Source organism: Methylophilus sp. UBA6697, from assembly GCF_002454655.1.
Classification (GTDB): Bacteria; Pseudomonadota; Gammaproteobacteria; order Burkholderiales; family Methylophilaceae; genus Methylophilus.
In genome coordinates, this window is sequence record NZ_DKJH01000037.1 from 39,953 (window position 1) to 61,305 (window position 21,353).

General features: G+C 49.4%; 24 protein-coding genes. 5 read left to right on the plus strand and 19 right to left on the minus strand.

Translation table 11 applies throughout. From position 1 onward, the window contains the following. From B3355_RS10075 to B3355_RS10130, 12 genes are all read right to left on the minus strand, one after another. The gene (locus B3355_RS10075) at nucleotides 1-1,077 is read right to left on the minus strand and encodes a FecCD family ABC transporter permease (RefSeq protein WP_292783351.1); all 1,077 of its coding nucleotides are present in this window, start codon (nucleotides 1,075-1,077) and stop codon (nucleotides 1-3) included. 46 nt (nucleotides 1,078-1,123) lie between these two features. Beyond that, nucleotides 1,124-2,044 carry a heme/hemin ABC transporter substrate-binding protein gene (locus tag B3355_RS10080; protein ID WP_292783354.1) on the minus strand — a complete coding sequence of 307 codons (921 nt, stop codon included), beginning with the start codon at nucleotides 2,042-2,044 and terminating at the stop codon, nucleotides 1,124-1,126. Nucleotides 2,045-2,049: 5 nt separating this feature from the next. Next, on the minus strand, nucleotides 2,050-3,093 hold the full coding sequence (locus tag B3355_RS10085) for a ChuX/HutX family heme-like substrate-binding protein (protein WP_292783357.1): 1,044 nt from the start codon (nucleotides 3,091-3,093) through the stop codon (nucleotides 2,050-2,052). Nucleotides 3,094-3,095: 2 nt separating this feature from the next. Further along, nucleotides 3,096-3,644 carry a HugZ family protein gene (locus B3355_RS10090; RefSeq protein ID WP_019883427.1) on the minus strand — a complete coding sequence of 183 codons (549 nt, stop codon included), beginning with the start codon at nucleotides 3,642-3,644 and terminating at the stop codon, nucleotides 3,096-3,098. A 359-nt stretch (nucleotides 3,645-4,003) separates the two neighbouring features. Further along, entirely contained in the window at nucleotides 4,004-4,210 is a 207-nt protein-coding gene (locus B3355_RS10095) for a hypothetical protein (RefSeq protein WP_019883428.1), read from the minus strand. A 60-nt stretch (nucleotides 4,211-4,270) separates the two neighbouring features. Next, nucleotides 4,271-5,410: a PepSY-associated TM helix domain-containing protein gene (locus B3355_RS10100; protein ID WP_292783365.1), complete on the minus strand. Its 1,140-nt coding sequence runs from the start codon at nucleotides 5,408-5,410 to the stop codon at nucleotides 4,271-4,273. A 21-nt stretch (nucleotides 5,411-5,431) separates the two neighbouring features. Continuing rightward, a complete protein-coding gene (locus tag B3355_RS10105; RefSeq protein WP_019883433.1) occupies nucleotides 5,432-5,848 on the minus strand; it encodes an ExbD/TolR family protein in 417 nt (138 codons plus the stop codon). Continuing rightward, nucleotides 5,848-6,591, minus strand: a complete 744-nt coding sequence (locus B3355_RS10110) for a MotA/TolQ/ExbB proton channel family protein (RefSeq protein ID WP_019883434.1) — start codon at nucleotides 6,589-6,591, stop codon at nucleotides 5,848-5,850. Before B3355_RS10110 ends, B3355_RS10105 begins: the two co-directional genes overlap by 1 nt. Before the next feature lie 63 nt (nucleotides 6,592-6,654). Beyond that, a complete protein-coding gene (locus tag B3355_RS10115) occupies nucleotides 6,655-7,530 on the minus strand; it encodes an energy transducer TonB (protein ID WP_235273036.1) in 876 nt (291 codons plus the stop codon). 74 nt (nucleotides 7,531-7,604) lie between these two features. Further along, entirely contained in the window at nucleotides 7,605-7,826 is a 222-nt protein-coding gene (gene hemP / locus B3355_RS10120) for a hemin uptake protein HemP (protein ID WP_047516238.1), read from the minus strand. Nucleotides 7,827-8,020: 194 nt separating this feature from the next. Continuing rightward, a complete protein-coding gene (gene rpsD, locus B3355_RS10125; RefSeq protein ID WP_019883437.1) occupies nucleotides 8,021-8,638 on the minus strand; it encodes a 30S ribosomal protein S4 in 618 nt (205 codons plus the stop codon). A 63-nt stretch (nucleotides 8,639-8,701) separates the two neighbouring features. Next, on the minus strand, nucleotides 8,702-9,025 hold the full coding sequence (locus B3355_RS10130) for a hypothetical protein (RefSeq protein WP_019883438.1): 324 nt from the start codon (nucleotides 9,023-9,025) through the stop codon (nucleotides 8,702-8,704). Nucleotides 9,026-9,230: 205 nt separating this feature from the next. On the opposite strand from B3355_RS10130, the gene ilvB reads away from it, so the two are divergent. The 4 genes from ilvB to asd all read left to right on the plus strand — a co-directional run bounded on the left by ilvB (nucleotide 9,231) and on the right by asd (nucleotide 13,570). After that, the gene (gene ilvB, locus B3355_RS10135) at nucleotides 9,231-10,994 is read left to right on the plus strand and encodes a biosynthetic-type acetolactate synthase large subunit (RefSeq protein ID WP_024930601.1); all 1,764 of its coding nucleotides are present in this window, start codon (nucleotides 9,231-9,233) and stop codon (nucleotides 10,992-10,994) included. Further along, nucleotides 10,994-11,485 carry an acetolactate synthase small subunit gene (gene ilvN, locus B3355_RS10140; RefSeq protein WP_018987330.1) on the plus strand — a complete coding sequence of 164 codons (492 nt, stop codon included), beginning with the start codon at nucleotides 10,994-10,996 and terminating at the stop codon, nucleotides 11,483-11,485. The genes ilvB and ilvN overlap by 1 nt, the downstream gene beginning before the upstream one ends. Nucleotides 11,486-11,541: 56 nt before the next feature. Further along, on the plus strand, nucleotides 11,542-12,558 hold the full coding sequence (ilvC, locus tag B3355_RS10145) for a ketol-acid reductoisomerase (protein ID WP_019883440.1): 1,017 nt from the start codon (nucleotides 11,542-11,544) through the stop codon (nucleotides 12,556-12,558). A gap of 163 nt (nucleotides 12,559-12,721) precedes the next feature. Beyond that, on the plus strand, nucleotides 12,722-13,570 hold the full coding sequence (gene asd / locus B3355_RS10150) for an archaetidylserine decarboxylase (protein WP_292783383.1): 849 nt from the start codon (nucleotides 12,722-12,724) through the stop codon (nucleotides 13,568-13,570). 49 nt (nucleotides 13,571-13,619) lie between these two features. Here the strand turns inward: asd and pepN are convergent, their stop codons facing one another. The 3 genes from pepN to B3355_RS10165 all read right to left on the minus strand — a co-directional run bounded on the left by pepN (nucleotide 13,620) and on the right by B3355_RS10165 (nucleotide 16,855). Beyond that, on the minus strand, nucleotides 13,620-16,226 hold the full coding sequence (pepN, locus tag B3355_RS10155; RefSeq protein WP_292783386.1) for an aminopeptidase N: 2,607 nt from the start codon (nucleotides 16,224-16,226) through the stop codon (nucleotides 13,620-13,622). Between the two features lie 143 nt (nucleotides 16,227-16,369). Then, nucleotides 16,370-16,627 carry a hypothetical protein gene (locus tag B3355_RS10160; protein WP_194754838.1) on the minus strand — a complete coding sequence of 86 codons (258 nt, stop codon included), beginning with the start codon at nucleotides 16,625-16,627 and terminating at the stop codon, nucleotides 16,370-16,372. Nucleotides 16,628-16,675: 48 nt separating this feature from the next. Then, complete coding sequence (locus B3355_RS10165; RefSeq protein ID WP_019883446.1) at nucleotides 16,676-16,855, minus strand: hypothetical protein; 180 nt, start codon at nucleotides 16,853-16,855, stop codon at nucleotides 16,676-16,678. A 238-nt stretch (nucleotides 16,856-17,093) separates the two neighbouring features. Between B3355_RS10165 and B3355_RS10170 the strand changes: the two genes are divergently transcribed. After that, nucleotides 17,094-19,253, plus strand: a complete 2,160-nt coding sequence (locus tag B3355_RS10170) for an AAA family ATPase (protein ID WP_422655875.1) — start codon at nucleotides 17,094-17,096, stop codon at nucleotides 19,251-19,253. A 93-nt stretch (nucleotides 19,254-19,346) separates the two neighbouring features. Here B3355_RS10170 and B3355_RS10175 read toward each other — a convergent pair whose 3' ends face one another. From B3355_RS10175 to B3355_RS10190, 4 genes are all read right to left on the minus strand, one after another. Next, nucleotides 19,347-19,685 carry a zinc ribbon domain-containing protein YjdM gene (locus tag B3355_RS10175; RefSeq protein ID WP_047516223.1) on the minus strand — a complete coding sequence of 113 codons (339 nt, stop codon included), beginning with the start codon at nucleotides 19,683-19,685 and terminating at the stop codon, nucleotides 19,347-19,349. A gap of 128 nt (nucleotides 19,686-19,813) precedes the next feature. Further along, nucleotides 19,814-20,077 (minus strand): type II toxin-antitoxin system RelE family toxin, encoded by a 264-nt coding sequence (locus B3355_RS10180; RefSeq protein ID WP_047516220.1) that lies wholly within the window; start codon nucleotides 20,075-20,077, stop codon nucleotides 19,814-19,816. After that, nucleotides 20,064-20,297, minus strand: coding sequence for a hypothetical protein (locus B3355_RS10185; protein WP_024930593.1), 234 nt, complete (start codon nucleotides 20,295-20,297; stop codon nucleotides 20,064-20,066). Before B3355_RS10185 ends, B3355_RS10180 begins: the two co-directional genes overlap by 14 nt. 123 nt (nucleotides 20,298-20,420) lie before the next feature. Beyond that, nucleotides 20,421-21,353, minus strand: a 933-nt coding sequence (locus B3355_RS10190) for a transketolase-like TK C-terminal-containing protein (protein WP_292783393.1), incomplete at its 5' end; no start/stop codon positions are given.

Genomic DNA, 21,353 nt, shown 5'->3' on the forward strand with positions numbered 1-21,353 from the left:
CTAACTCCCTCTACGCATTCTGGCTAACAGGATGAGGAAAAAAGGCGCGCCTAGCAATGCGGTAAAAATACCGACCGGGATTTCAGCCGGAATGGCCACGGTTCTGGCAGCAGTATCCGCCAGCAGCAGCAAAATGGCGCCAACCAACATGGCCAGCGGTGCCAGCCGGCGCTGGTCTGGTCCGACCAGCAAACGCACTATGTGCGGCGCGACCAGGCCGATAAAGCCAATCATGCCGCACCATGCCACCGCGAATCCACACAAGACGGCCACCAGCATGATGACACGCACCCGCAACGCGCGCACATTAACGCCCACATGCGCGGCTGCGGCCTCACCCAGTGCCAATGCATTCATCGTATGCGTCAAGCGACGCAATGCCCAGAAAGCCAATATAAGCGCAAGCAGCAATGCCGTGGTTAATGCCCAGTTTGCACCAGCCAGTGAGCCCAGTGTCCAGAAAGTCAAACTGCGCAATTGCTCGTCTGTGGCAAGATAGGTGCATAAGCCGATCACTGCCGCCGCCAGGGCGTTTAGTGCAATGCCGGTCAATAACAATCCGGCGATCGAATCTGCTGTTAGCCAGCGTGCCACGCTATCTAAAATAAAACAGACGGCGACTGCGCCAGCAAAAGCCGTTGCCGGTAGCAACCAGTAACGCAAGGCAACCGGGACTTCAATGCCGCTGCCCGCCAATAGCACAATGGTCAGTGCGGCAGCACAGGCGGCGCCGCTCGTCACGCCCAGCAAGCCCGGATCAGCCAGCGGGTTACGAAACAAGCCCTGCGTAAGCGCACCAGATAAAGCCAAAGCCGCGCCTATCATCACGGCAAACAAGATGCGTGGTAGCCGTAAATGCCACAAGACATAAGCCCCGCCTGACAGCGGCTCATCGTCGCCTTGCAATATCGCCAACCAATCACTCCAGGTGATGGTGACTGCGCCCATGGTAGCGGCCGCCCATACGCTCAATATCAATACCAGCATGAGCAACCATGCCGGCCGGTGTGTGAGCTGTTGAGAGAAAAACAAACGTGATTTGACCATACGGGATGGCGGTGAAATTGAAAGTGTCATAGTTATCGGTCATGCCTGTCGCAGGCATGACCTTCCTTGTGGAGAGCTAGCCTTGCATGGCTTTCGTGAGCACTTGATCCAATGCCGAAACGGCTTGCGGCAAGCGTGGGCCAAAGCCCAACATAAACATGGCTTCCAGTGCGACCACGCGACGTTTTTGACCGGCGGTTGTCTGAGCCAGACCGGGTAACTTCAAGACCCCATCCACGCCGCCGACCACACTCATGCCCTGCTCTGTCAGCAAGATGATATCCGGCTGGGCGGCAATCACCGCCTCTGGTGTTAATGGCTTAAAGCCCTCGAAGCCATCGATGGCATTACGCGCACCGACATAGGCAATCATGGCATCCGCACTACTGCCTTTACCGCCGACCATCACCTGCCCCGGGCTATGCGATAAGATAAACAACACGCGAGGGGCTGGCGTTTTGCGCGCGATGATAGGCGCACGTGCGCGCTGCCAATCCTGTTTTAGCTGGTTTTCGAGCTGGCTGGCTTGTGCTCCACGGTCAATCAATGCGCCTACGCGCTGGATGCGTTCAACCACGCCCTCGAATCTATCATTGGCAGACAATACGGTCACCGGCACGCCTGCCGTGCCAATCTGCCTTAACACGGTTGGTGGCCCGGCATCTTCACTGGCCAATACCAGCGTCGGACTCAAAGCCAAAATGCCTTCGCTGGATAATGCTCTGGCATAGCCCACGCTAGGCAGCTTGGTCGCTGCCTGCGGATACAGAGAGGTCGTATCGACCCCTACCAGCTCTTTTTCGGCACCCAAGGCATAAATGATTTCAGTCAGCCCGCCACCCACACTGACAATGCGGCGGGCGGCTTTTTTGCCAGGCTCATTCGCGAATGCAAGCTGCGGCAAAGAAACTACCGCCGCCACAGCGCCCAATTGGGTTAAAAAACGACGGCGAGGCAGCGGTTTGACAATTTTTTCTAAGTCATCAAGAGTCAACATACAGATTAAGCCTTTGGTAAACGATCGATCAGTGCTGCCCAGGCGACAGCCTCGGGCTTGTCAGCCACACGATCAGCAGCGAATAATGCAATTAAGCCGCCAGACTGGTCCAATAAAGTAAGCGCTGAGAACATGCCTTGCACACTGGACTGCACCACCACCCATGCAGACGCAATATGATCTTCGCGCAAATGCAAGTTGAAGCCAGGATCCAGTACATTCAGCCATGGCCCCATGACGACAACTTTATCTACGGCACCTTGATGCGCTTGCGTGACACCAGCATTACCCACCAGGATACATACTGAAACAGCCTCAGTCGCCGCATTTTCCAGCAATGTTCTGGCTGCATTGACGGACACAGCTAGCACCGATTCAGCGCACATTTGCTGCAAATAAGACAGCGCGCCGCCCTGGCTTTGCGCCAGCAGCGCATGCAGGTCACGGGCATCACTCACCGCATCCCAGGCGGCCAGGAATGCAGGGAAATCTGCCTCCACTCCTGTGACTGGCAGTGACTGCACAGTGATTCCAGGCTGCTGATTTGCATCGGCATAGTGATCAACGAGCGCCAGATATGCAGACAAATCACTATGCGGCCGTAAAAACACTTTATGCACCGCAGTCCCTGTCGCATCATAAAACTGCAGGCTACGTTGCGCGCCTTTTTCACCAGACTCCTCTACCGCAAACCCATGCTGCCACTGCGCAAAATGGCAATGCAAATCAATATGCACGCCACGCACACTGGCGCCAGTCACCACCGCATAGCGACCTTCTTTCTCATGCACACAGGAGGCATTTCGTGTGAGTGCCATCACCTCGCCCAAAGATTCCAGAGCCGTCAGCACCTCAGCCCAGCGCGGTTGTAACCGTGTTGCCCGCATCAAAGTGGTAGCTTCTGCACCAATATGTGCGGCAATCAGCTCCCCTTCAGAAATATGCAAGTTTTCTGCAATCTCACGATGACGCGCGAGACCAGCCTTCCGTGCCAGTGCAAACTGTTCGCAAATAGCGGCTAAAGGGTCATTCGTTAACGGCAAATTCATGATCAGGCCAATTGATCCATCTTTTGCTGTGTGGCCTTGTCTGGAGACGCGTGGCCCTGATCATTGCGGTGCGTGACTTGCGTCAAGTCCTGGCCATTCAAGTGATAGGCTTTGGCAAACCCGGACACATAGCTGCCATGCGCAGGCGTTAATTCAATCAGGTGAAAGTCAGTCAACTTGCTGATCACATCCATAAACTTGCCAAACTTGTCAAAGAACAAGCCCATGACGAGGTCGAATTTGGCATCATCCCTGGCCACTTCTTGAGCAGCGCATTGAAATACCAGACGTTTTCTGGCGAACAAATGCGCCGCTTCTTTTTCTGCTTCAATAAACATCATGGAGCAACGGCCGGTGTCGCGCAGGTTGGCACAATGCGTCGCCAATTCACTCACGTAGACATAGAATTTATGCTCATGTGCCACATAGGCAGCATAACTGGCCTCTGGCAAACCTTGTGCGTTGGTAGTGGCCAGCTGAATTGATTGAAACTGGCCCTGAAATGCCGCGGCTTCCGCGCCTATGGCTTGCAACTTTTCGGTATCGCTCATCTACTTCTTCTCCTTATATTCATGAAACAAGGCATTGTTTATTTTTGCTTGCACAATGCTTGCTGAAAATACGCTTCTTCAACATGTGCTGATTTGGGCTATGGTCGCCATCTCACCCATGAATGAGTGACATATCAATTAATGATATTCTATATGATAATCATTCTTATTCACAACAAAGAATTAATGAATCATGCATACAGTGCAAAATAGAGGTAAAGGAAACAAGCGAAGAGACTCACTATCAGCGCTAGCGAGCTGATGTGAAATATGAAGCACTAGCAGGCGAGCGCCAGATCATTAAAACGAATGCAGACTGGCCACCCGAAAGCGAGCACAGGTCGCTCACCAAGAGGTGGTTAGCGACGTGAAAACAGCGGGTATATCCAGTAGAAAAACACCGCAACCAGCACAGGAATCGCGATAGCTGCATTAGCCAGGTATTCGCGCGCATCATCGACGACCAGGGCGAAGATCAAGCCAGCCATTGAGACCACAGCGATCAGCAACGGCCAGAAAAAGATTTGCGAAAGTTGTTTATTCGGCATAAATAGATGTGTCACCATTATTCACCTCACTTGTAGGTTAAGCGCATTTGCAATGCCTAACCCACAGTAGTCCTGCGTTTAATAGGCCTCACTTAGCGTAATTCTCGAACGGATATCCGGCACATACTGATGCCGCTTTTTCCACCACAGCATCAAACCGGTCCACAACACAATAATCGTGATCACATCCAGCACGGCCCATAACCATTTCAAGGTCATGCCGCCGTAATCGCCAAAATGCAGCGGCTGCGACACCAGCAAAGCCACCAGGTACCACGGCAAGTCGCGACTATCGGTCAAGGTTGCCGTACGCGCATCCACCAGCACAGGCTTAAACAAACGCTTGGTGATAGGGGAATCGCCACGCATGAAAATACCGTAGTGATGCGAGCTGGCATAGGCCGTACCGGGGAAGGCAATAAAGCCCAATTGCATGTCTGGCTCGGTTTGTTGTGCCACTTGTACAGACGCCTGCAATGAGGCAAAGCGATCAGGTGGCGGCAAGTTTTTATAAGGCGCGATCATTTGCGACATCTGGTCAAACTGCCAGTACTTAATCAGCAAGTCTGACCAGGCATTAATCACGCCGGTGGCAGCGACCACCAAGGCCCAACTGAGAATGACAATCCCGAGGAAATTATGCAGATCCAGCCGCTTGAGCTTTTTACCACGCTGGCGGCGAATCTCACCAAATGCCAGCTTGCGCATAAACGGCGCATACAGCACGACGCCAGAGATAATCGCCACCAATAGCAAAAAGCCCATCAAACCTAGAAACAGCATGCCAGGCAGGCCAGCGAACAAGTCGACATGCAACTTGAACATGACGTACATAAAGCCCTCTTCCACTGGCGGCTCGCCAAGCACTTGCGCGGTACGTGCATCCAGCACCACCTGCTTGAAACCACTTTCGGCTGTCGCAGTTTTGGCCATGCTGATGACCCATTGCAACGGCTCATCCTCTTCACGGTACATATACAAAGGCACCATACCTGGCTGCTTGGTTTTGGCCGATGCGAGCAAGGCATCCATACTGGCCAGCGGCCCCTGATGTGCAATCTGTGGTGTTTCGATATGATTGCCCAGCCAGTCACCAATCTCGTGGTGGAAGATCAATGGCAGGCCGGTCAGGCACAGCAATAACATAAAGACCGTGCAGACCAGACTGGACCATTTATGCACCCACGCCCAGGTACGGATAGAGGACTGCGTCGACATAGAAATACTCAGTTTGCTGGCTTATGGTTGCGGCTGGCTAACAAAACCCACTTTTTTCATGCCAGCCGTTTGCGCTTTTGCCAGCACCTCAGCCAACACTTGATAGCGTGTGTTTTTATCAGCGCGAATCTGCAATTCCGGCTGTTGTTGCTTGGCCGCTTCATCTGTCATACGTGCAGATAAATCAGCGACTGACACTTCGCTGTCATTCCAGAAAATTTTGCCATCCACATCGACTGCCAGGTCAATCACTTCCGGTTTTTCTTCCAGCGGTTGCGAGGTTGCTTGCGGCAAATCAATCTTGACCGCATGCGTCAGCAATGGCGCAGTAATAATAAAAATCACCAACAGCACCAGCATCACATCCACCAACGGCGTGGTGTTGATTTCACTCATGGGTTGAGTGTGCTCACCGGCGCTAAATGGATTTTGCCCCATCATACATTGCCACCTTTGTTTGCCACTTTGGCATGCAGTTCAGTCACATTTGCTGGTTTGCCGCCTGCTTTAATCACTAATGGCGCGCCGGTCGTCAGCAAGGTATGCAAGTCTTGCGCAAAACTCTCCAGCTCGGCCATGATGCCGCGATTAGCCTTGATAAACGCGTTATAAGCCAGCACGGCAGGAATCGCCACCGCCAGACCAATCGCCGTCATGATCAACGCTTCACCCACCGGACCGGCCACTTTATCAATGGTGGCAACGCCAGATTGACCGATCGCTGTTAAAGCGTGGTAAATGCCCCACACCGTACCAAACAAACCTACAAACGGTGCCACGCTGCCAACCGAAGCCAGCACGGACAGGCCACTCTCTAATGCCGCTTGTTCTTGCGACAGAGTGCGACGCAATTGGCGCGCAATAAACTCATCCTGGCTGCAAGCCGCACCCAATGACTGGCTGGCATACTGCTGGTGATGCTGGGTAGATTCGGCTGCCGTCACTGCCAGGCGAAACGCCGGCGATTGCAACTGCGGCTCTTGCAGCGCTTCCTGCAAAGTCGCTTTACGCCAGAATTGACGCACATAAGCAGACACATCGCGCTTGCGCTTGAATACTTGCCAGGTTTTAACCAGAATAAAATACCAGCTCAGCACCGACATCGTCAGTAAAATCAGTGCCACTAAAACCGACACCACACCGCCTTCGGTGATAAAAGCCAAACCACTTGTTGATTGCATCAAAATTCCCTTTCACTTGAAACTTAACTTAATTCTTGAAACTTACTTACTCTTGAAACTTGCCTATTCTTGCGTCAGCGAGAATGACAGCGGTACATTGACATAAGCACTCAATGCTTTGCCACCCTTACGCGCTGGCTCAAAACGCCATTGCTTAACTGCGGTAACTGCCGCCTTGTCCAAGCGCTCAAAACCACTGCTACTAATCACGTCGACCGACTCCGGGCGACCCTCCACAGAGACCAGCACCTTCATCAGCACTTTGCCTTCTTCACCTGCACGCTGGGAGAGTCTAGGATATTCGGGTCTAGGGTTATTCAGGTAAGCGACGCCAAATTTGGGCGGCTCTTCTTTTTCTTCCACCACCTCCCGCTTGGGAGGCGGAGAGACGACTGGCGCAGGCTTGCTAGGCGCGGCTGCAACAGGTACCTCCAGCGGTGGCGCAGAAGGCTGTGTGCTGGCCTCAAAACGGGGCTGGTCTGGGGTTGTTTCCACAATGCGTTCCACCACGGGTGCCGGTCGTTCTATCGGCTTCACCGGCGTTTCTTTAGGTTTAACCACAGGCTTCACAACAGGCTGCTGCTTGATGATAGGCACCACTTCCGGCGCAGGCGCTTCTTCTTTCTTGGCCGGCAATGTAATCAGGGAAACCGTCATTGGCTCCGGCTTTGGCTCAATCACAATCGGCTCCTGATATAACAGCAGCGAGGCAATAACTGCGGCATGCAGGGCAACCACCAGCAGCATGCCCAAGCCATGCCAGTCCTGGCGCTTATCGCGTTGTAGCCAATCTTCGGTGGCCAGCACAGACCAGCGGAAAATTCCGGCCAACTCACCCAGTTGCCGACGATGCAGGCTAAACTCAGGCAGTTGAGACGCTGACGCGCGCGCAGGCTTCAATGACAGCCCCTGCAAAGACTCACGTTGCATCATTCGCATACTCCTCCGGCAAAACCACAAAAGGCAACGCTAGGTTGCCAGTATCACACACACATTTCACGCAAAAACCTCTACTAATCTTGTTGCACCTGTGCTGGCGCTAGCGCATGACACTTGGTCAACAGCAATTTATTCTGCTTGGTACGGGTCAACTGATAAGTTTCGCCACCATGCATAATGGCCAATACTCCGGCATCGCCCAACAATTGACTTGCCTCAATGGTCGGCATGCGACGCAAAGAAACACTCGCCGCATTTTGCGCTTTACCCAATGATGATTGCAAGCGATTGGTCATGCATTAACACCCAGTCTAAAAAAAGGCCGACTTATATGCAAAAGCATTGCGGCATAGGATTTCAAGGAACACCCTTACCAGGGATAGGTTGGCGCATAACATCACGCCGAATTTGAGCAATGACATGTTGGGGTTAGGAGCACTGCTCAAATGCTTTACCGGCCAAACCTGATCAGGGCCTGACCAGCGAAAAATTAAACGCGGTTTGAGTAATACTCAACCACTTGCTGCACATCCACCGGGAACGGCACATCTTCAATAGATGGCAAATGCCCGATTTTTGCGGTTGCAGATGCTGCTTCTACTGACAACCACTCAGGAATCGTCAGGCTTGGGGTTGCCAATGCATCGACCACCATCGGGATCTTGCGGCTTTTCTCTTTCACAGCCACCACATCACCCACTTGCAAGCGAATAGACGCAATGTTGGCCGATTTACCATTGAGCAATACATGACCATGGTTCACCAGTTGGCGTGCGGCAATCCCTGTCGGCGCAAAACCAGCCCTGAACACGACGTTATCCAAACGACGCTCCAGCAAAGACATCAACTTTTCACCCGTTGGCTCGCTGCCTTTACGGGCTTCGAGGATCAAACGGCGCATTTGCTTTTCGCTCACGCCATAGTTAAAACGAATCTTCTGCTTTTCCACCAGCTTGACTGCAAAGTCAGAACGGCGGCGGCGAGATGCCTGCTGGCCATGCTGACCTGGTGGATTAGGACGATTTTCAATCGACTTACGTGACAATCCGGGCAGTTCAACGCCCAATGCGCGCATAATCTTCAGTCTGGGTCCTGTGGTTCTTGCCATGAATCTATAGCCTTTCTTGATTTATCTTTATTACTATTCTTTAAATTTGCCGTCAGCAGCCTGCTATTGCAGCGTGGCCGACTGCTCTACAAAATCAGTCACTGCCTGCTGCAGCGCAAATTCCTGATGCGCCTGCAGCAACGCTTGCCAATCCTGCAGCAATTGCTTGGCCGCAGATTGAATCAAACCACTTTCCGCATACTCGGGTGCTGTCAGCGTCTGCGCTAAACTGCAACCCAGCAACGCCAGATCCTCAGAAGGATTCACGGCATAACGTGTGGCGACACAACTCAGCGAGACCAACACCGCACTGGCTGTTGGCAAATCCGGATCAAACAAATGACTGGCTGGCGCTGCGTAATTCACTTGCATTGCAATGACTTTCATTTAATCGTTTATGCAAATGATAATGTTTCTCATTTATGATGTCAACTATTGTTTGCAATCCACAGCACAGCCAACCAGACAATTAGGCATACACCCAACATTCCGGCGATATCACCCTCCTCGATTGATCGACAATCTTGACCAAATTAGTAAAGCAAGCTAATGTATAGGGTTCAACATTTATTAGCCGAAAAATCAAGGTTTTATGGACGCTTCAGCCCACTCCGCGACAGACACCCACGCCAAATCCATGACAGGTGCGGACATCGTTGTCTCCTGCCTGAATGAAGAGAAAGTCAAATTCGTATTTGGCTATCCAGGTGGCGCGGTCTTGCACATTTACGACGCACTCTATAAACAGAATGGTTTCAAACACATTCTGGTGCGCCACGAACAGGCGGCCGTCCATGCGGCAGATGCCTATTCACGTGCAACCGGCGACGTCGGCGTCGCGCTGGTCACCAGCGGCCCGGGGGCGACCAATGCGGTCACCGGCATTGCCACGGCGTATATGGATTCAATCCCACTGGTCGTCATCAGTGGCCAGGTACCCGTGCCTGCTATCGGCATGGATGCTTTTCAGGAAGTAGACATGGTGGGTGCAACGCGCCCCTGTGTAAAACACAACTTTTTGGTGAAGCACGTAAAAGATATCGCGCCAACGATTAAAAAAGCGTTTTACATTGCCAAAACCGGCCGTCCAGGCCCGGTAGTAGTGGATATTCCTAAAGATATCACTGCGCACGTGGCTGACTTTATCTACCCCAAAACGGTAGAAATGCGTTCCTACAACCCGATTTTAAAAGGTCACAGCGGCCAGATCAAAAAAGCGGTCAAATTGCTGCTGGGTGCCAAACGTCCGATGATTTACACCGGCGGCGGCCTGGTATTGGGTAACGGCGCAGCTGAGCTGGTCAAGCTGGCCAGAGCACTCAACTTCCCGGTCACCAACACCTTGATGGGTTTGGGCGGCTATCCGGCGACAGACAGGCAGTTTGTGGGCATGCTGGGCATGCACGGTACCTATGAAGCCAATATGTCCATGCAGCACTGTGACGTGTTGCTGGCTGTTGGCGCGCGCTTTGATGACCGCGTCATCGGCAACCCGAAGCACTTCTCCAGCCAGAAGCGCACCATCATTCATATTGACGTTGACCCGTCCAGCATCTCCAAACGCGTGAAGGTTGACGTGCCTATCGTCGGTGATGTGCAGTCGGTCCTGTCAGACATGAATGAAATTCTGGCGCAGGAAGAAAACCAGACCACGGATACCGCTGACTGGTGGACACAGATTAACGAATGGCGCGGCGTGCAATCGCTGGATTACGCCTATTCAGATACCGTGATCAAACCACAATACGTGGTGCAGAAACTATGGGAAGTGACCAAAGGCGAAGCCTATGTGACTTCTGACGTCGGCCAGCACCAGATGTGGGCAGCGCAATACTATAAATTTGACAAACCACGTCGCTGGATCAACTCTGGCGGTCTTGGCACCATGGGCGTGGGCTTGCCATACGCCATGGGCTGTCAGTTTGCCGATAAAAACGCGCAAGTGGCCTGTATCACCGGTGAAGGCAGTATCCAGATGAACATCCAGGAACTGTCGACCTGTGCTCAATACGGCCTGCCGATCAAGGTGATTCTGCTTAACAACCGCTACCTGGGCATGGTGCGTCAGTGGCAAGAGTTCTTTTATGAGAACCGATACTCCGAGTCTTATATGGACAGCCTGCCGGACTTCGTCAAACTGGCTGAATCTTATGGCCACGTTGGCATGCAGATCACCAATCCGGCCGACGTAGAAGGTGCGCTCAAAGAAGCGTTTGATAAAAAAGACAAGTTTGTATTTATGAACTTTTTAACCGACCAAACCGAAAACGTCTTCCCTATGGTTGAAAACGGCAAGGGCTTATCCGAAATGGTGTTAAGCCCACGCACGGCCAGCCGCCTGAAAGGGGAAGAATAATGCGTCATATCATTTCACTGCTGATGGAAAACGAAGCAGGCGCCCTGTCACGCGTGGCAGGCCTGTTTTCCGCACGCGGTTACAACATTGAATCACTCACGGTGGCGGTCACTGAAGACCCCACCCTGTCACGCATGACCATTGTGACGACAGGCTCTGATGATGTGATTGAACAAATTATCAAGCAACTCAACAAGTTGATTGACGTGGTCAAAGTGCTGGACCTCAACGATGGCAAGCACATTGAGCGCGAACTGATGCTGGTCAAGGTCAAAGCCACCGGCGTCCATAAAGACGAAATGAAGCGCATGTGCGACATTTTCCGCGGCCGTATTATCGATGTGGCCGACAATAGTTACACCATTGAGCTTACCGGCTCTTGCAGCAAACTGGATGCGTTTATTGAAGCCATCGACCGCAGTGCGATTCTGGAAACCGTGCGTACCGGCGCGTCCGGCATTGGTCGTGGCGACCGCATCCTCAAAGTTTAATCGACAGTATTTCTACACAATTACCTAAGCATTTGTATTGAAAGGCAAAAGCAGACATGAACGTTTATTACGACAAAGACGCCGACTTAAGCATCATTAAAGGCAAAAAAGTGACTATCGTGGGCTACGGCTCCCAAGGCCACGCGCACGCAGCTAACCTGCGCGACAGCGGCGTCAACGTCACCATCGGTTTGCGTAAAGGCGGCGGCTCATGGGCTAAAGCTGAAGGCGCTGGCCACACAACACTCGAAATCGCTGCAGCAGTTAAAGAAGCTGATGTTGTGATGGTATTGCTGCCAGACGAAACCATGGCAGAAATCTTCCACGCCGAAATCGCACCTAACTTGAAAAAAGGTGCAGCATTGGCATTCGCCCACGGCTTTAACATTCACTACAACCAAATCGTGCCACGCGCCGATCTGGACGTGATCATGATCGCCCCTAAAGGCCCAGGCCACACTGTACGCTCCGAATACCTCAAAGGCGGCGGCGTTCCTTCACTGATCGCGGTTTACCAAAACACCTCTGGCAAAGCCAAAGACATCGCTTTGTCATACGCTGCAGCTAACGGCGGCACCAAAGGTGGCGTGATCGAGACTGACTTCCGTGAAGAAACAGAAACTGACTTGTTCGGCGAACAAGCGGTACTGTGTGGTGGCGCGGTTGAACTGGTTAAAGCCGGTTTCGAAACATTGGTTGAAGCTGGCTATGCGCCAGAAATGGCCTACTTCGAGTGCTTGCACGAGCTGAAACTGATTGTTGACCTGATGTACGAAGGCGGCATCGCCAACATGAACTACTCCATCTCCAACAACGCGGAGTATGGTGAGTACGTGACTGGCCCACAAGTGATCAACAGCCAGTCTAAAGATGCAATGCGTCAATGCCTGGCTAACATCCAGAACGGCAACTACGCTAAACAGTTCATCCTGGAAGGCCGCACTAACTATCCAGAAATGACTGCACGCCGTCGTTTGAACGCTGCTCATCCAATCGAGCAAGTGGGTAACAAACTGCGCGCCATGATGCCTTGGATTGCGAAAAACAAACTGGTTGATCAATCCAAGAACTAATTTTGGAATTTAACCAAGCCGAAAACTGTTTAATTTAACAGTCATAGGCAAAAAGCACAGGCCGATATATCGCCTGTGCTTTTTTATTTGTAGAATCACGAATAAATACAAGATGAAAAACCAGCTCTTGCAACAAACAAGAACTGCTCAATAAGGGATAGAAGTGAAACTCGCCATTCTGCTGCAATACATCGCCCCCAAACAATTACTCACCGCTGCCGCCGGCAAACTGGCGCACTGGCAAGCAGGTGGCCTGACCACGGCGTTTATCGGCTGGTTTGTGCGCAAATACCATGTCAATATGGAAGAAGCGCTCAATGGTGATATTGCCAGCTACGCCTCATTTAACCTGTTCTTTACCCGCCCATTAAAACCAGGTGCCCGCCCGTTGGCAGACAATGCTTTTGTCTGCCCGGTAGATGGTGCTATCAGCCAGTTTGGCAAAGTTGAACAAGGCCAGATATTCCAGGCCAAAGGTCACCATTACACTGCACAAGCGTTAGTCGGCGGTGATGCTAATTTAGCGGCGATTTTTGATAGCGGCAGTTTTGCCTGCCTGTATTTAAGCCCGAAAGACTATCACCGCATCCATATGCCTTGCGATGGCAAACTGCTGGGCATGACTTACGTGCCTGGCGATTTATTCTCGGTGAATCCACTGACTGCGGCCAATGTGCCAGGCCTGTTTGCGCGCAACGAGCGCGTGGTGTGTACGTTTGAATCCGCGCAGCATGGCAAGTTTGTATTGGTGCTGGTCGGCGCCACCATTGTCGGCAGCATGGCCACCGTCTGGCACGATGCCAAAGACCGCATCATCAATCCGCCACGTCCGGGCAAAGTGGTGCAATGGGATTACAGTGACCGCAACATCACCTTAAAACAAGGAGAGGAAATGGGCCGCTTCCTGCTGGGTTCTACCGTGGTCATGTTATTTGAAAAAGATGTGCTGGACTTTAATGCCAGCTGGCACCCAGGCAAACCGATACGCCTGGGCGAAGCAATGGGCAAATAATTTCCCCCTGAAACCTATAAAAAAGCGGAGTGTAAACTCCGCTTTTTTATTAGCCGTTCAAACTCTTGCTGACGATCTCAAACACATCGCCAGACAGGTTAGGCGTCGCCAGAATCGCTTCCAGCGCCGCTTTCATCTGCGCTTGTAACGCAGGCGTATAACGTTTCCACTCACGCAACGGCGTCACCATACGCGCGGCAATCTGCGGGTTAATGGTATTCAGCTCAATAATCGCATCGCGCAAAAAAGCATACCCTTTGCCGCTAGGGTCATGAAATTTGACCGGGTTATTAATCGTAAACGCGGTATACAGTGAGCGAACGCGATTTGGGTTCTTGATATTAAAATCCGGATGCTTGCGCAACATGGCCAGGTCATCAAAAATCGCCTCGCGATTAGCCAAGGCTTGCAATGAGAACCACTTATCCACCACCAGTGGATAAGCCTCAAATTCCTGGTAGAAATCCGAGAATGCTTCTGCGCGTTGCGGCTGCGTACTGTCGCTCAGGCAGGCCAGCGCGGCGACACGATCCGTCATATTATCAGCGGCGTCATAGTGCGCCTTGGCACGTGCAGCGCAGCCAGTGCCGTTGGTCACAGTGAGAATTTCCAGCACGGCACTTTGCAAGGCACGGCGGCCCATGGCTTCAGGCGTTACCGAGAATGTGCCAGGATTGCTGTTCGCGTCATATAGCGCCGCTAACGTATCTTTATGGGCACGTTTAATCTGCGCCAGGATGCTGGTGCGCGCCGCATCAATCGCTGCCGGGTCGACCACGGGCAGATACTGCCCAATCACGCCTATCATCGGCAAACTCAACGCACGTGCCAGCAAGGCTTTATCGCCCTGCCCATTTAAACCTTGCTCAATCAAGCGGCCAAAATCGGCCACAAACTGGCCAATATCAGCTTGCGGGTCTGCCATCACACGCTGAATAGTACGCAAAGCCAATGTTTGACCCGCCTCCCATTTGTTAAAGCCGTCAGTGTCATGCACTTGCAGCAAGCGCAGGTCATCATCACTTAAATCCGTTTCCAGCTTCACCGGCGCCGAGAAGCCGCGCAAAATGGAAGGCACAGGCTTGGCGGTAATCCCTTCGAAAGTGAATGATTGTTCACGTGCGGTCATTTCCAGCACTTGTGTTGGCAAAATTTCTTTACCCGAAGCATCCAGCAAGCCAACCGCAATCGGGATATGTAAGGGCTGTTTATCACTCTGCCCTGGGGTATCCAGCTGAGATTGTTTGAACGTCAGCGTATAAGTCTTCTGCGTCGCATCATAATGGCTGCTGGCTTGCAGTGTTGGTGTGCCGGCCTGTTTATACCAGCGGAAGAACTGCGATAAATCGCGACCAGACGCATCCGCCATACATTGCACGAAATCATCACAAGTCACAGCGTGGCCGTCATAGCGATCAAAATACAAATCCGTGGCTTTACGGAAAGTCTCCGCGCCCAGCAGCGTATGCTGCATGCGGATTAGCTCAGCGCCTTTTTCATAAATGGTTTTGGTGTAAAAGTTGCTGATCTCAATAAACTGGTCCGGCTGCACCGAATGCGCCAGCGGGCTGCCATCTTCAGCAAACTGCAAGCGGCGCAAGCCGTTCACATCGTCAATGCGTTGCACTGCACGCGAGTTCAAGTCAGAGCTGAATTCCTGATCGCGGAACACAGTAAAACCTTCTTTGAGTGATAGCTGGAACCAGTCACGGCACGTCACACGGTTACCGGTCCAGTTGTGAAAATACTCGTGACCAATCACGCCTTCCACACTCATAAAATCGCTGTCGGTCGCGGTTTCCTGATGCGCCAGCACTAGCGCCGTATTGAAAATATTGAGCGAGGTGTTTTCCATCGCGCCCATATTAAAATCGCTCACCGCAACAATATTGAACAAGTCGAGCTGATACTCGCGGCCATACACTTCCTCATCCCACTGCATCGACTTTTTCAGTGATTCCATCGCATGGTCGCACTGCTTCTCATCGCCCGCCCGCACATAAATATGCAAATCCACCTTGCGACCAGATAGGGTCGTAAACGTATCCGCCACACGCACCAGATCACCAGCAACCAGCGCAAACAAATAACAAGGCTTGGGGAAAGGATCATGCCAGACGCGGAAATGACGGCCATCCGGCAAACCGCCCTCTTCCTGCAAATTACCGTTTGAGAGCAACACCGGATATAACTTGGCATCCGCCTCAATACGCACGGTAAACACACTCAGCACATCAGGGCGATCTTGATAGTACGTAATTCGCCGGAAGCCTTCCGCCTCGCACTGCGTGCAATAGTTACCCTGCGATTGATACAAGCCTTCCAGCGCCGTATTCGCCGCCGGGTCAATTTCGCTGACGATGGTTAACGTGAATGCATCGCCTGGATTCACTATTGTCATTTGTCCATCAACGACGGTATAGCCATCAAATGGCTGGCCATTCATCGAAACAGAAACGATTGTTTGGTCATCACCATCCAACACCAGATCATTCGACACACCTGCCGGGTTTTTCACATATTTCACTTCAGACGTGACGATGGTTTTACCTGGCAACAAGGTAAAACTCAAATTCACCTGCGCAGCGTTATAGGGCGCAGGTGTGTAGTCTTTGAGGTAAATGGTTTTTGGTGCAACAGCGTTTTCGGTTCGCATTTGGATAACCTGAGAATAGGAAATATAAAGGATTATATTTGAGAGTTGGCTCAGGCCAATTGGTTTAATGCAATTGCATGCAAATGTTGCTACGAATTATCATGAATCGAGCAGCAGCTGCCCAGTTTGGCTAGGCCACGCTGCTATTTGCTAATTTCAATCTCATCCACAATGCCATCGTTCACGACAAATTCAGACACCGGTTGGCCGCTCTTATAAAGCAACGCCGCATTCGCTTCAGTTGCTGGCACTGTGATGCGGGAATTATTGATCATAAAAACGGTAAAGTACTTATTCGCGTTTTTGTCGAAATGCTCCCATACCGAAAATACATCTTCCAAATACAGGCCAACAATACTCAAGCCATCCAGTGTTAAATCGGTTTTATTAAGATTATTCATTACACTCACTTCAGAAACTTGATCTGGCGACAGCAAAGCTGTGCCCTTTTAGCTACGGGAAATATCTTTAGTTCTTGTATGAGAAACTGCTTTTAATATGCCGATACCTGTGAGAATCACTGACGCAATCACGATGTACAAATGCGGCACGCCCGCTTCAACCAGCGCCCATGCAATCCCGCCAATCAGAATAGCGAACCCGATAAGATACAGAACGAACGATGACATACAGCCTCCTCATTTAATTTAAATTTTTAGTAGTTAAATGATAGTTTCTGAGAAAGATAGTGGTATCAGACAGTTGCTGAAAACAGTGTAGGAAAAGTGGAAACTCTATTAAACGCAATTAAAGCTCATATACTTTCTGGCAATTCAATAAATACGTGCATTACAATCAATTTAATAACACATCATTCAAAATTAAAAATCCAAATTAAGGTGATTATTGATGCTTACTGAAATTCAAATGAATGCAGTTGCCAGTTTTAAGAGTTCAACAAAACTTATAACTGATAAGAAAATTAATTTAGTTTATGGACTCAATGGAACTGGAAAATCAACCTTTTCGGGATACTTCTACAATCCTGAAGATGCTCGATATGCAGGGTGTAGCAGAGTATCCACCCAAACAAACCCAGTCATGGTGTATAACCAATTTTTTGTTAAAGATACCTTCTATGACGCTGATAAGCTCAAAGGAATTTTTAGCCTATCAAAAGAAAATAAAGAAGCTGAAGAAAAAATTGCTGTAGCGACGAANNCGACGAAGACCTACGAGCAGCAGAATCAGTTTCTAGAAGAAAAACGCAAAGAGAAAGAAATCGTCAATAAAGAGTTTGCATCCCAAAGGCAAGCCTCTATAGATAAGGTGTGGGAAATTAGAACCACATACTCAGGTGGCGATCGTGTTCTTGAATACTGTCTTCAGGGATTGATGGGGAGAAAAGAGTCTCTTTTCGATTACATCCAAAATGTAAAAAAACCTGATCAGGAACCAACAAAAACAATTCAACTTATTAAGGATGAGGTTGAAAAACTTCAAGACAAAAACGCAACTGAACAGCGGATACTGCCTATATTAAATTTCCCAGGTGCAGATATTGAATCAAACAGCATTTTTGCCAGTGCAATTCTTGGCAATACCGATAGTGAAGTTGCCGACTTAATTGAGAGGCTTGGAAATGCAGACTGGGTAAAGCAAGGACTGATATACCTACCGCAAGAAATTAATGGCTCTGCTGCAGAATGTCCATTTTGTCAGCAAACAACAATCACATCAAAGTTTTCCGAAAGCCTAAAGGAATATTTTGATGTGACATATCAACAAAAAATCGAGTTGCTTGAAACTCTTAAATCAAACTATCTGACTGCTCTAAGTAGCTTAGAAGAAATTAGTGTATTTAATAGCCATCCAGCCACACTAAATTTTAGAGACTCACTTTCTACAAAATATCAAAAGATAATTGATACATTGCGCAGCAATATTGAAAAAATAGAATTAAAAATAAAAGCTCCGAAATCACCACAGACCTTAACTGACACTAGTTCCTTTTTGTTGGAGTTCAACCAACAAATTACCCTGATAAATCTCAATATTTATGCTCAGAATGAGCAACTTAAGAATCGAGAAAGCGCACTTAATTCATTAAGAAATGACTTCTGGAACCTAATGAGATGGCAATACGATCAGACATTGGCACGATTAGAAACTGATCGTCAGTTAACTAATAACAAACTTGCAAGCTTAGGTGAAGCTATTGCTACTATCGACTCTTCAATTGCTAGCGCGAAAGAGCAGATTGCACTTGCTCAGAAAGAAACTGTAAATGTTGATGAAGCAGTAACAGCTATCAATACCAACTTAATAGAACTTGGTATTGATGGATTCAAAATTCTCAAACACACTGATCGACTGTATAGAGTTGTAAGGGCTGATGATCCCGCGGATGCTTTTCATACATTAAGTGAAGGCGAGAGAATGATGATTAGCTTCCTGTACTTTTGTGAACTTTGTAAAGGTAAAGCTAATCCAGAAGACACCAATACTCAAAAGATCGTTGTTATTGATGACCCGATATCAAGCTTATCCCATATATTCGTTTTCAACGTTGGTCAGCTAATTCGCACAATATTCTTTAAAGACCAAAAATTCTCTCAAGTATTTGTTTTAACACATAGTTTATATTTTTTCTATGAGTTAACCGATCCACATCATGAGAGAAGAAAAGCAAACCAAAAGTTATTCCGCATAACAAAATCTGGTGATGGAAGCAAAATAGAGGAGATGAAATACGAAGAAATCCAAAATGACTATCAGGCATATTGGAATGTAATTAACGACCCCACTCAACCTCCGGCTCTAATAGCCAACTGCATGCGAAATATTATTGAGTACTTCTTTAATTTTGTGCGAAAAAGAGACTTAAACAATGTTTTTCTATCAGAGGAATTACAAGCTAATAAATATCAAGCGTTCTATCGCTATGTAAATCGTGAGTCACATTCTTTGGGGCAAAATATTATTGATATGAAAGAATTCAATTATGAAGTCTTTAAAGAAGGACTCAGACTAGTTTTTGAGAAAACGGGTTATTCAGAACACTTTATTGAAATGTCTAAAATTTAAGCCTCATGAAGCAATAAATTAATGCATTCATACTACCAATAACCGCCTATCAAAAGGCGGTTATTTTTTCTACAGCCCAACGTTTCAGACTTATTAAGCCTTTTTTACAAATTCCGACTTCAATTTCATCGCGCCAAACCCATCAATCTTGCAGTCGATATCATGATCACCATCGACCAGGCGGATGTTTTTCACTTTGGTGCCGACCTTTACCACTGATGAAGAGCCTTTCACTTTCAGGTCTTTGATCACAGTAATGGTGTCGCCATCTTGCAGCACATTTCCGTTGGCATCACGCACGACTTTAACCTCGTCTGAATCTGTTGCTGCAACCTTGCTCCACTCGTGTGCGCACTCTGGGCAGATGTAGTTATCACCATCTTCGTAAGTGTATTCGGATTGGCATTGTGGGCAGGCGGGTAATGTGGACATGCAGACTTTCTTGAAGCAAACAATAAAGCCTTATATTTTACAGGGTTATTATTGAATACCCTAGTTCGCTTGTCGCACAAAAAGATTGCGCAATATCAGACATAAAAAACCGCCTCATTGGGCGACATTTAAACCTGATCGTAAATGCTTGAACGGTGACCGACTTTAATCACCAACACCACCAACCTATCGTCGTGAATCTCATATACGATGCGGTAGAGCCCTTGCCTGACGCGGTAGCAATCATGCCCCGTGAGTTTGATGCAGCCATCTGCACGAGGATCTTCTGCCAAGGTGTTAATACGGCTGAGTATACGTGCCACATCCGGCTTGGGGATGGCACGCAGGTCTTTGGCAACCGAGGCTTTAAAACTAATACTATATTTTGCCATCTTGCTTTAAAGCATTGAGCATCGCTTCGTAGCTTATCTCTGGCTCGTTCGCGCGCTGATTGATGGCATCCAGATCCTCTTGGTCTTCACGCATTAACAGTCTCACAGCTTCATCTACCAGTTCAGAAAGTGAGCTGTGATTGGTGGCTGCTTTTAAGCGCAAAGCTTGATGAATGGCTGGATCAAAATAGACGGTTGAACGTTTGGACAATTCGGCCATTTGAGTTCTCCTGTGAATGAATTTTTAGACATTATAGCACTATGACGTTATAACGCTATTTAAGCGTAGACGTAAAAAAACCGCTTCACAAGGAAGCGGTTTTTTATCGGTTAAGCTGTCTGATTACAGAACAGATTTAACAGTTGCTACAACATTCTCAACTGTGAAGCCGAAGTGTTTTAACAGCACGCCGCCTGGAGCAGACTCACCGAATGTGTCGATACCGACAACAGCACCTTCCAAACCAACATACTTACGCCAGAAGTCTGGGTGAGCAGCTTCAACAGCCACGCGTTTTACGCCTGGTGTCAGAACGCTGTCTTTGTAAGCTTGGTCTTGGCGGTCGAATACGTTGGTGGATGGCATTGAAACCACGCGCACTTTAGTACCCGCTGCGTTCAATTCAGCAGCAGCTTGAATAGCCAGATCCAACTCAGAACCGTTAGCGATGATGATAACTTGTGCGCCAGCCACGTCAGAGAACACGTAGCCACCTTTACGGATCAAGTCGAAGTCTTTGCTGTCGTGCTTGATGCCTGGCACAGCTTGACGGCTCAATACCAAGCTGGTTGGGCCTTCAGTACGCTCTACTGCAGCAACCCATGCAACGGTTGTTTCTGTAGAGTCAGCTGGACGCCATACATCCATACGAGGAATCAGACGCAAGCCAGAAGTGTTTTCAACTGGTTGGTGTGTAGGACCATCTTCACCTTGACCGATAGAGTCATGGGTCAGCACGTAAACCACACGTTGATGCATCAACGCAGACATACGCATGCCGTTTTTCATGTAGTCAGAGAACATGTGGAAAGTACCGCCGTATGGCAACAAGCCACCGTGCAATGCCATACCGTTCATGATGGCAGCCATACCGAACTCACGTACACCGTAAGAGATGTAGTTGCCTGGCTCTTTGCCGCTCACGTGTTTGAACTCTTTAGCTGCTGTCAGGTTTGAACCTGTCAAGTCAGCTGAACCGCCCAGGAATTCTGGCAAGATTGGAGCCAAAGCAGTAATTGCTTTTTGTGAAGCTTGACGAGTAGCCAATTTCTCAGC

Excerpts from the sequence above, each read along its gene's own strand:
- B3355_RS10075 (WP_292783351.1), bottom strand. The coding sequence starts at position 1,077 with ATGACACTTTCAATTTCACCGCCATCCCGTATGGTCAAATCACGTTTG.
- B3355_RS10080 (WP_292783354.1), bottom strand. The coding sequence starts at position 2,044 with ATGTTGACTCTTGATGACTTAGAAAAAATTGTCAAACCGCTGCCTCGC.
- B3355_RS10085 (WP_292783357.1), bottom strand. The coding sequence starts at position 3,093 with ATGAATTTGCCGTTAACGAATGACCCTTTAGCCGCTATTTGCGAACAG.
- B3355_RS10090 (WP_019883427.1), bottom strand. The coding sequence starts at position 3,644 with ATGAGCGATACCGAAAAGTTGCAAGCCATAGGCGCGGAAGCCGCGGCA.
- B3355_RS10095 (WP_019883428.1), bottom strand. The coding sequence starts at position 4,210 with ATGGTGACACATCTATTTATGCCGAATAAACAACTTTCGCAAATCTTT.
- B3355_RS10100 (WP_292783365.1), bottom strand. The coding sequence starts at position 5,410 with ATGTCGACGCAGTCCTCTATCCGTACCTGGGCGTGGGTGCATAAATGG.
- B3355_RS10105 (WP_019883433.1), bottom strand. The coding sequence starts at position 5,848 with ATGGGGCAAAATCCATTTAGCGCCGGTGAGCACACTCAACCCATGAGT.
- B3355_RS10110 (WP_019883434.1), bottom strand. The coding sequence starts at position 6,591 with ATGCAATCAACAAGTGGTTTGGCTTTTATCACCGAAGGCGGTGTGGTG.
- B3355_RS10115 (WP_235273036.1), bottom strand. The coding sequence starts at position 7,530 with ATGCGAATGATGCAACGTGAGTCTTTGCAGGGGCTGTCATTGAAGCCT.
- hemP (WP_047516238.1), bottom strand. The coding sequence starts at position 7,826 with ATGACCAATCGCTTGCAATCATCATTGGGTAAAGCGCAAAATGCGGCG.
- rpsD (WP_019883437.1), bottom strand. The coding sequence starts at position 8,638 with ATGGCAAGAACCACAGGACCCAGACTGAAGATTATGCGCGCATTGGGC.
- B3355_RS10130 (WP_019883438.1), bottom strand. The coding sequence starts at position 9,025 with ATGAAAGTCATTGCAATGCAAGTGAATTACGCAGCGCCAGCCAGTCAT.
- ilvB (WP_024930601.1), top strand. The coding sequence starts at position 9,231 with ATGGACGCTTCAGCCCACTCCGCGACAGACACCCACGCCAAATCCATG.
- ilvN (WP_018987330.1), top strand. The coding sequence starts at position 10,994 with ATGCGTCATATCATTTCACTGCTGATGGAAAACGAAGCAGGCGCCCTG.
- ilvC (WP_019883440.1), top strand. The coding sequence starts at position 11,542 with ATGAACGTTTATTACGACAAAGACGCCGACTTAAGCATCATTAAAGGC.
- pepN (WP_292783386.1), bottom strand. The coding sequence starts at position 16,226 with ATGCGAACCGAAAACGCTGTTGCACCAAAAACCATTTACCTCAAAGAC.
- B3355_RS10160 (WP_194754838.1), bottom strand. The coding sequence starts at position 16,627 with ATGAATAATCTTAATAAAACCGATTTAACACTGGATGGCTTGAGTATT.
- B3355_RS10165 (WP_019883446.1), bottom strand. The coding sequence starts at position 16,855 with ATGTCATCGTTCGTTCTGTATCTTATCGGGTTCGCTATTCTGATTGGC.
- B3355_RS10175 (WP_047516223.1), bottom strand. The coding sequence starts at position 19,685 with ATGTCCACATTACCCGCCTGCCCACAATGCCAATCCGAATACACTTAC.
- B3355_RS10180 (WP_047516220.1), bottom strand. The coding sequence starts at position 20,077 with ATGGCAAAATATAGTATTAGTTTTAAAGCCTCGGTTGCCAAAGACCTG.
- B3355_RS10185 (WP_024930593.1), bottom strand. The coding sequence starts at position 20,297 with ATGGCCGAATTGTCCAAACGTTCAACCGTCTATTTTGATCCAGCCATT.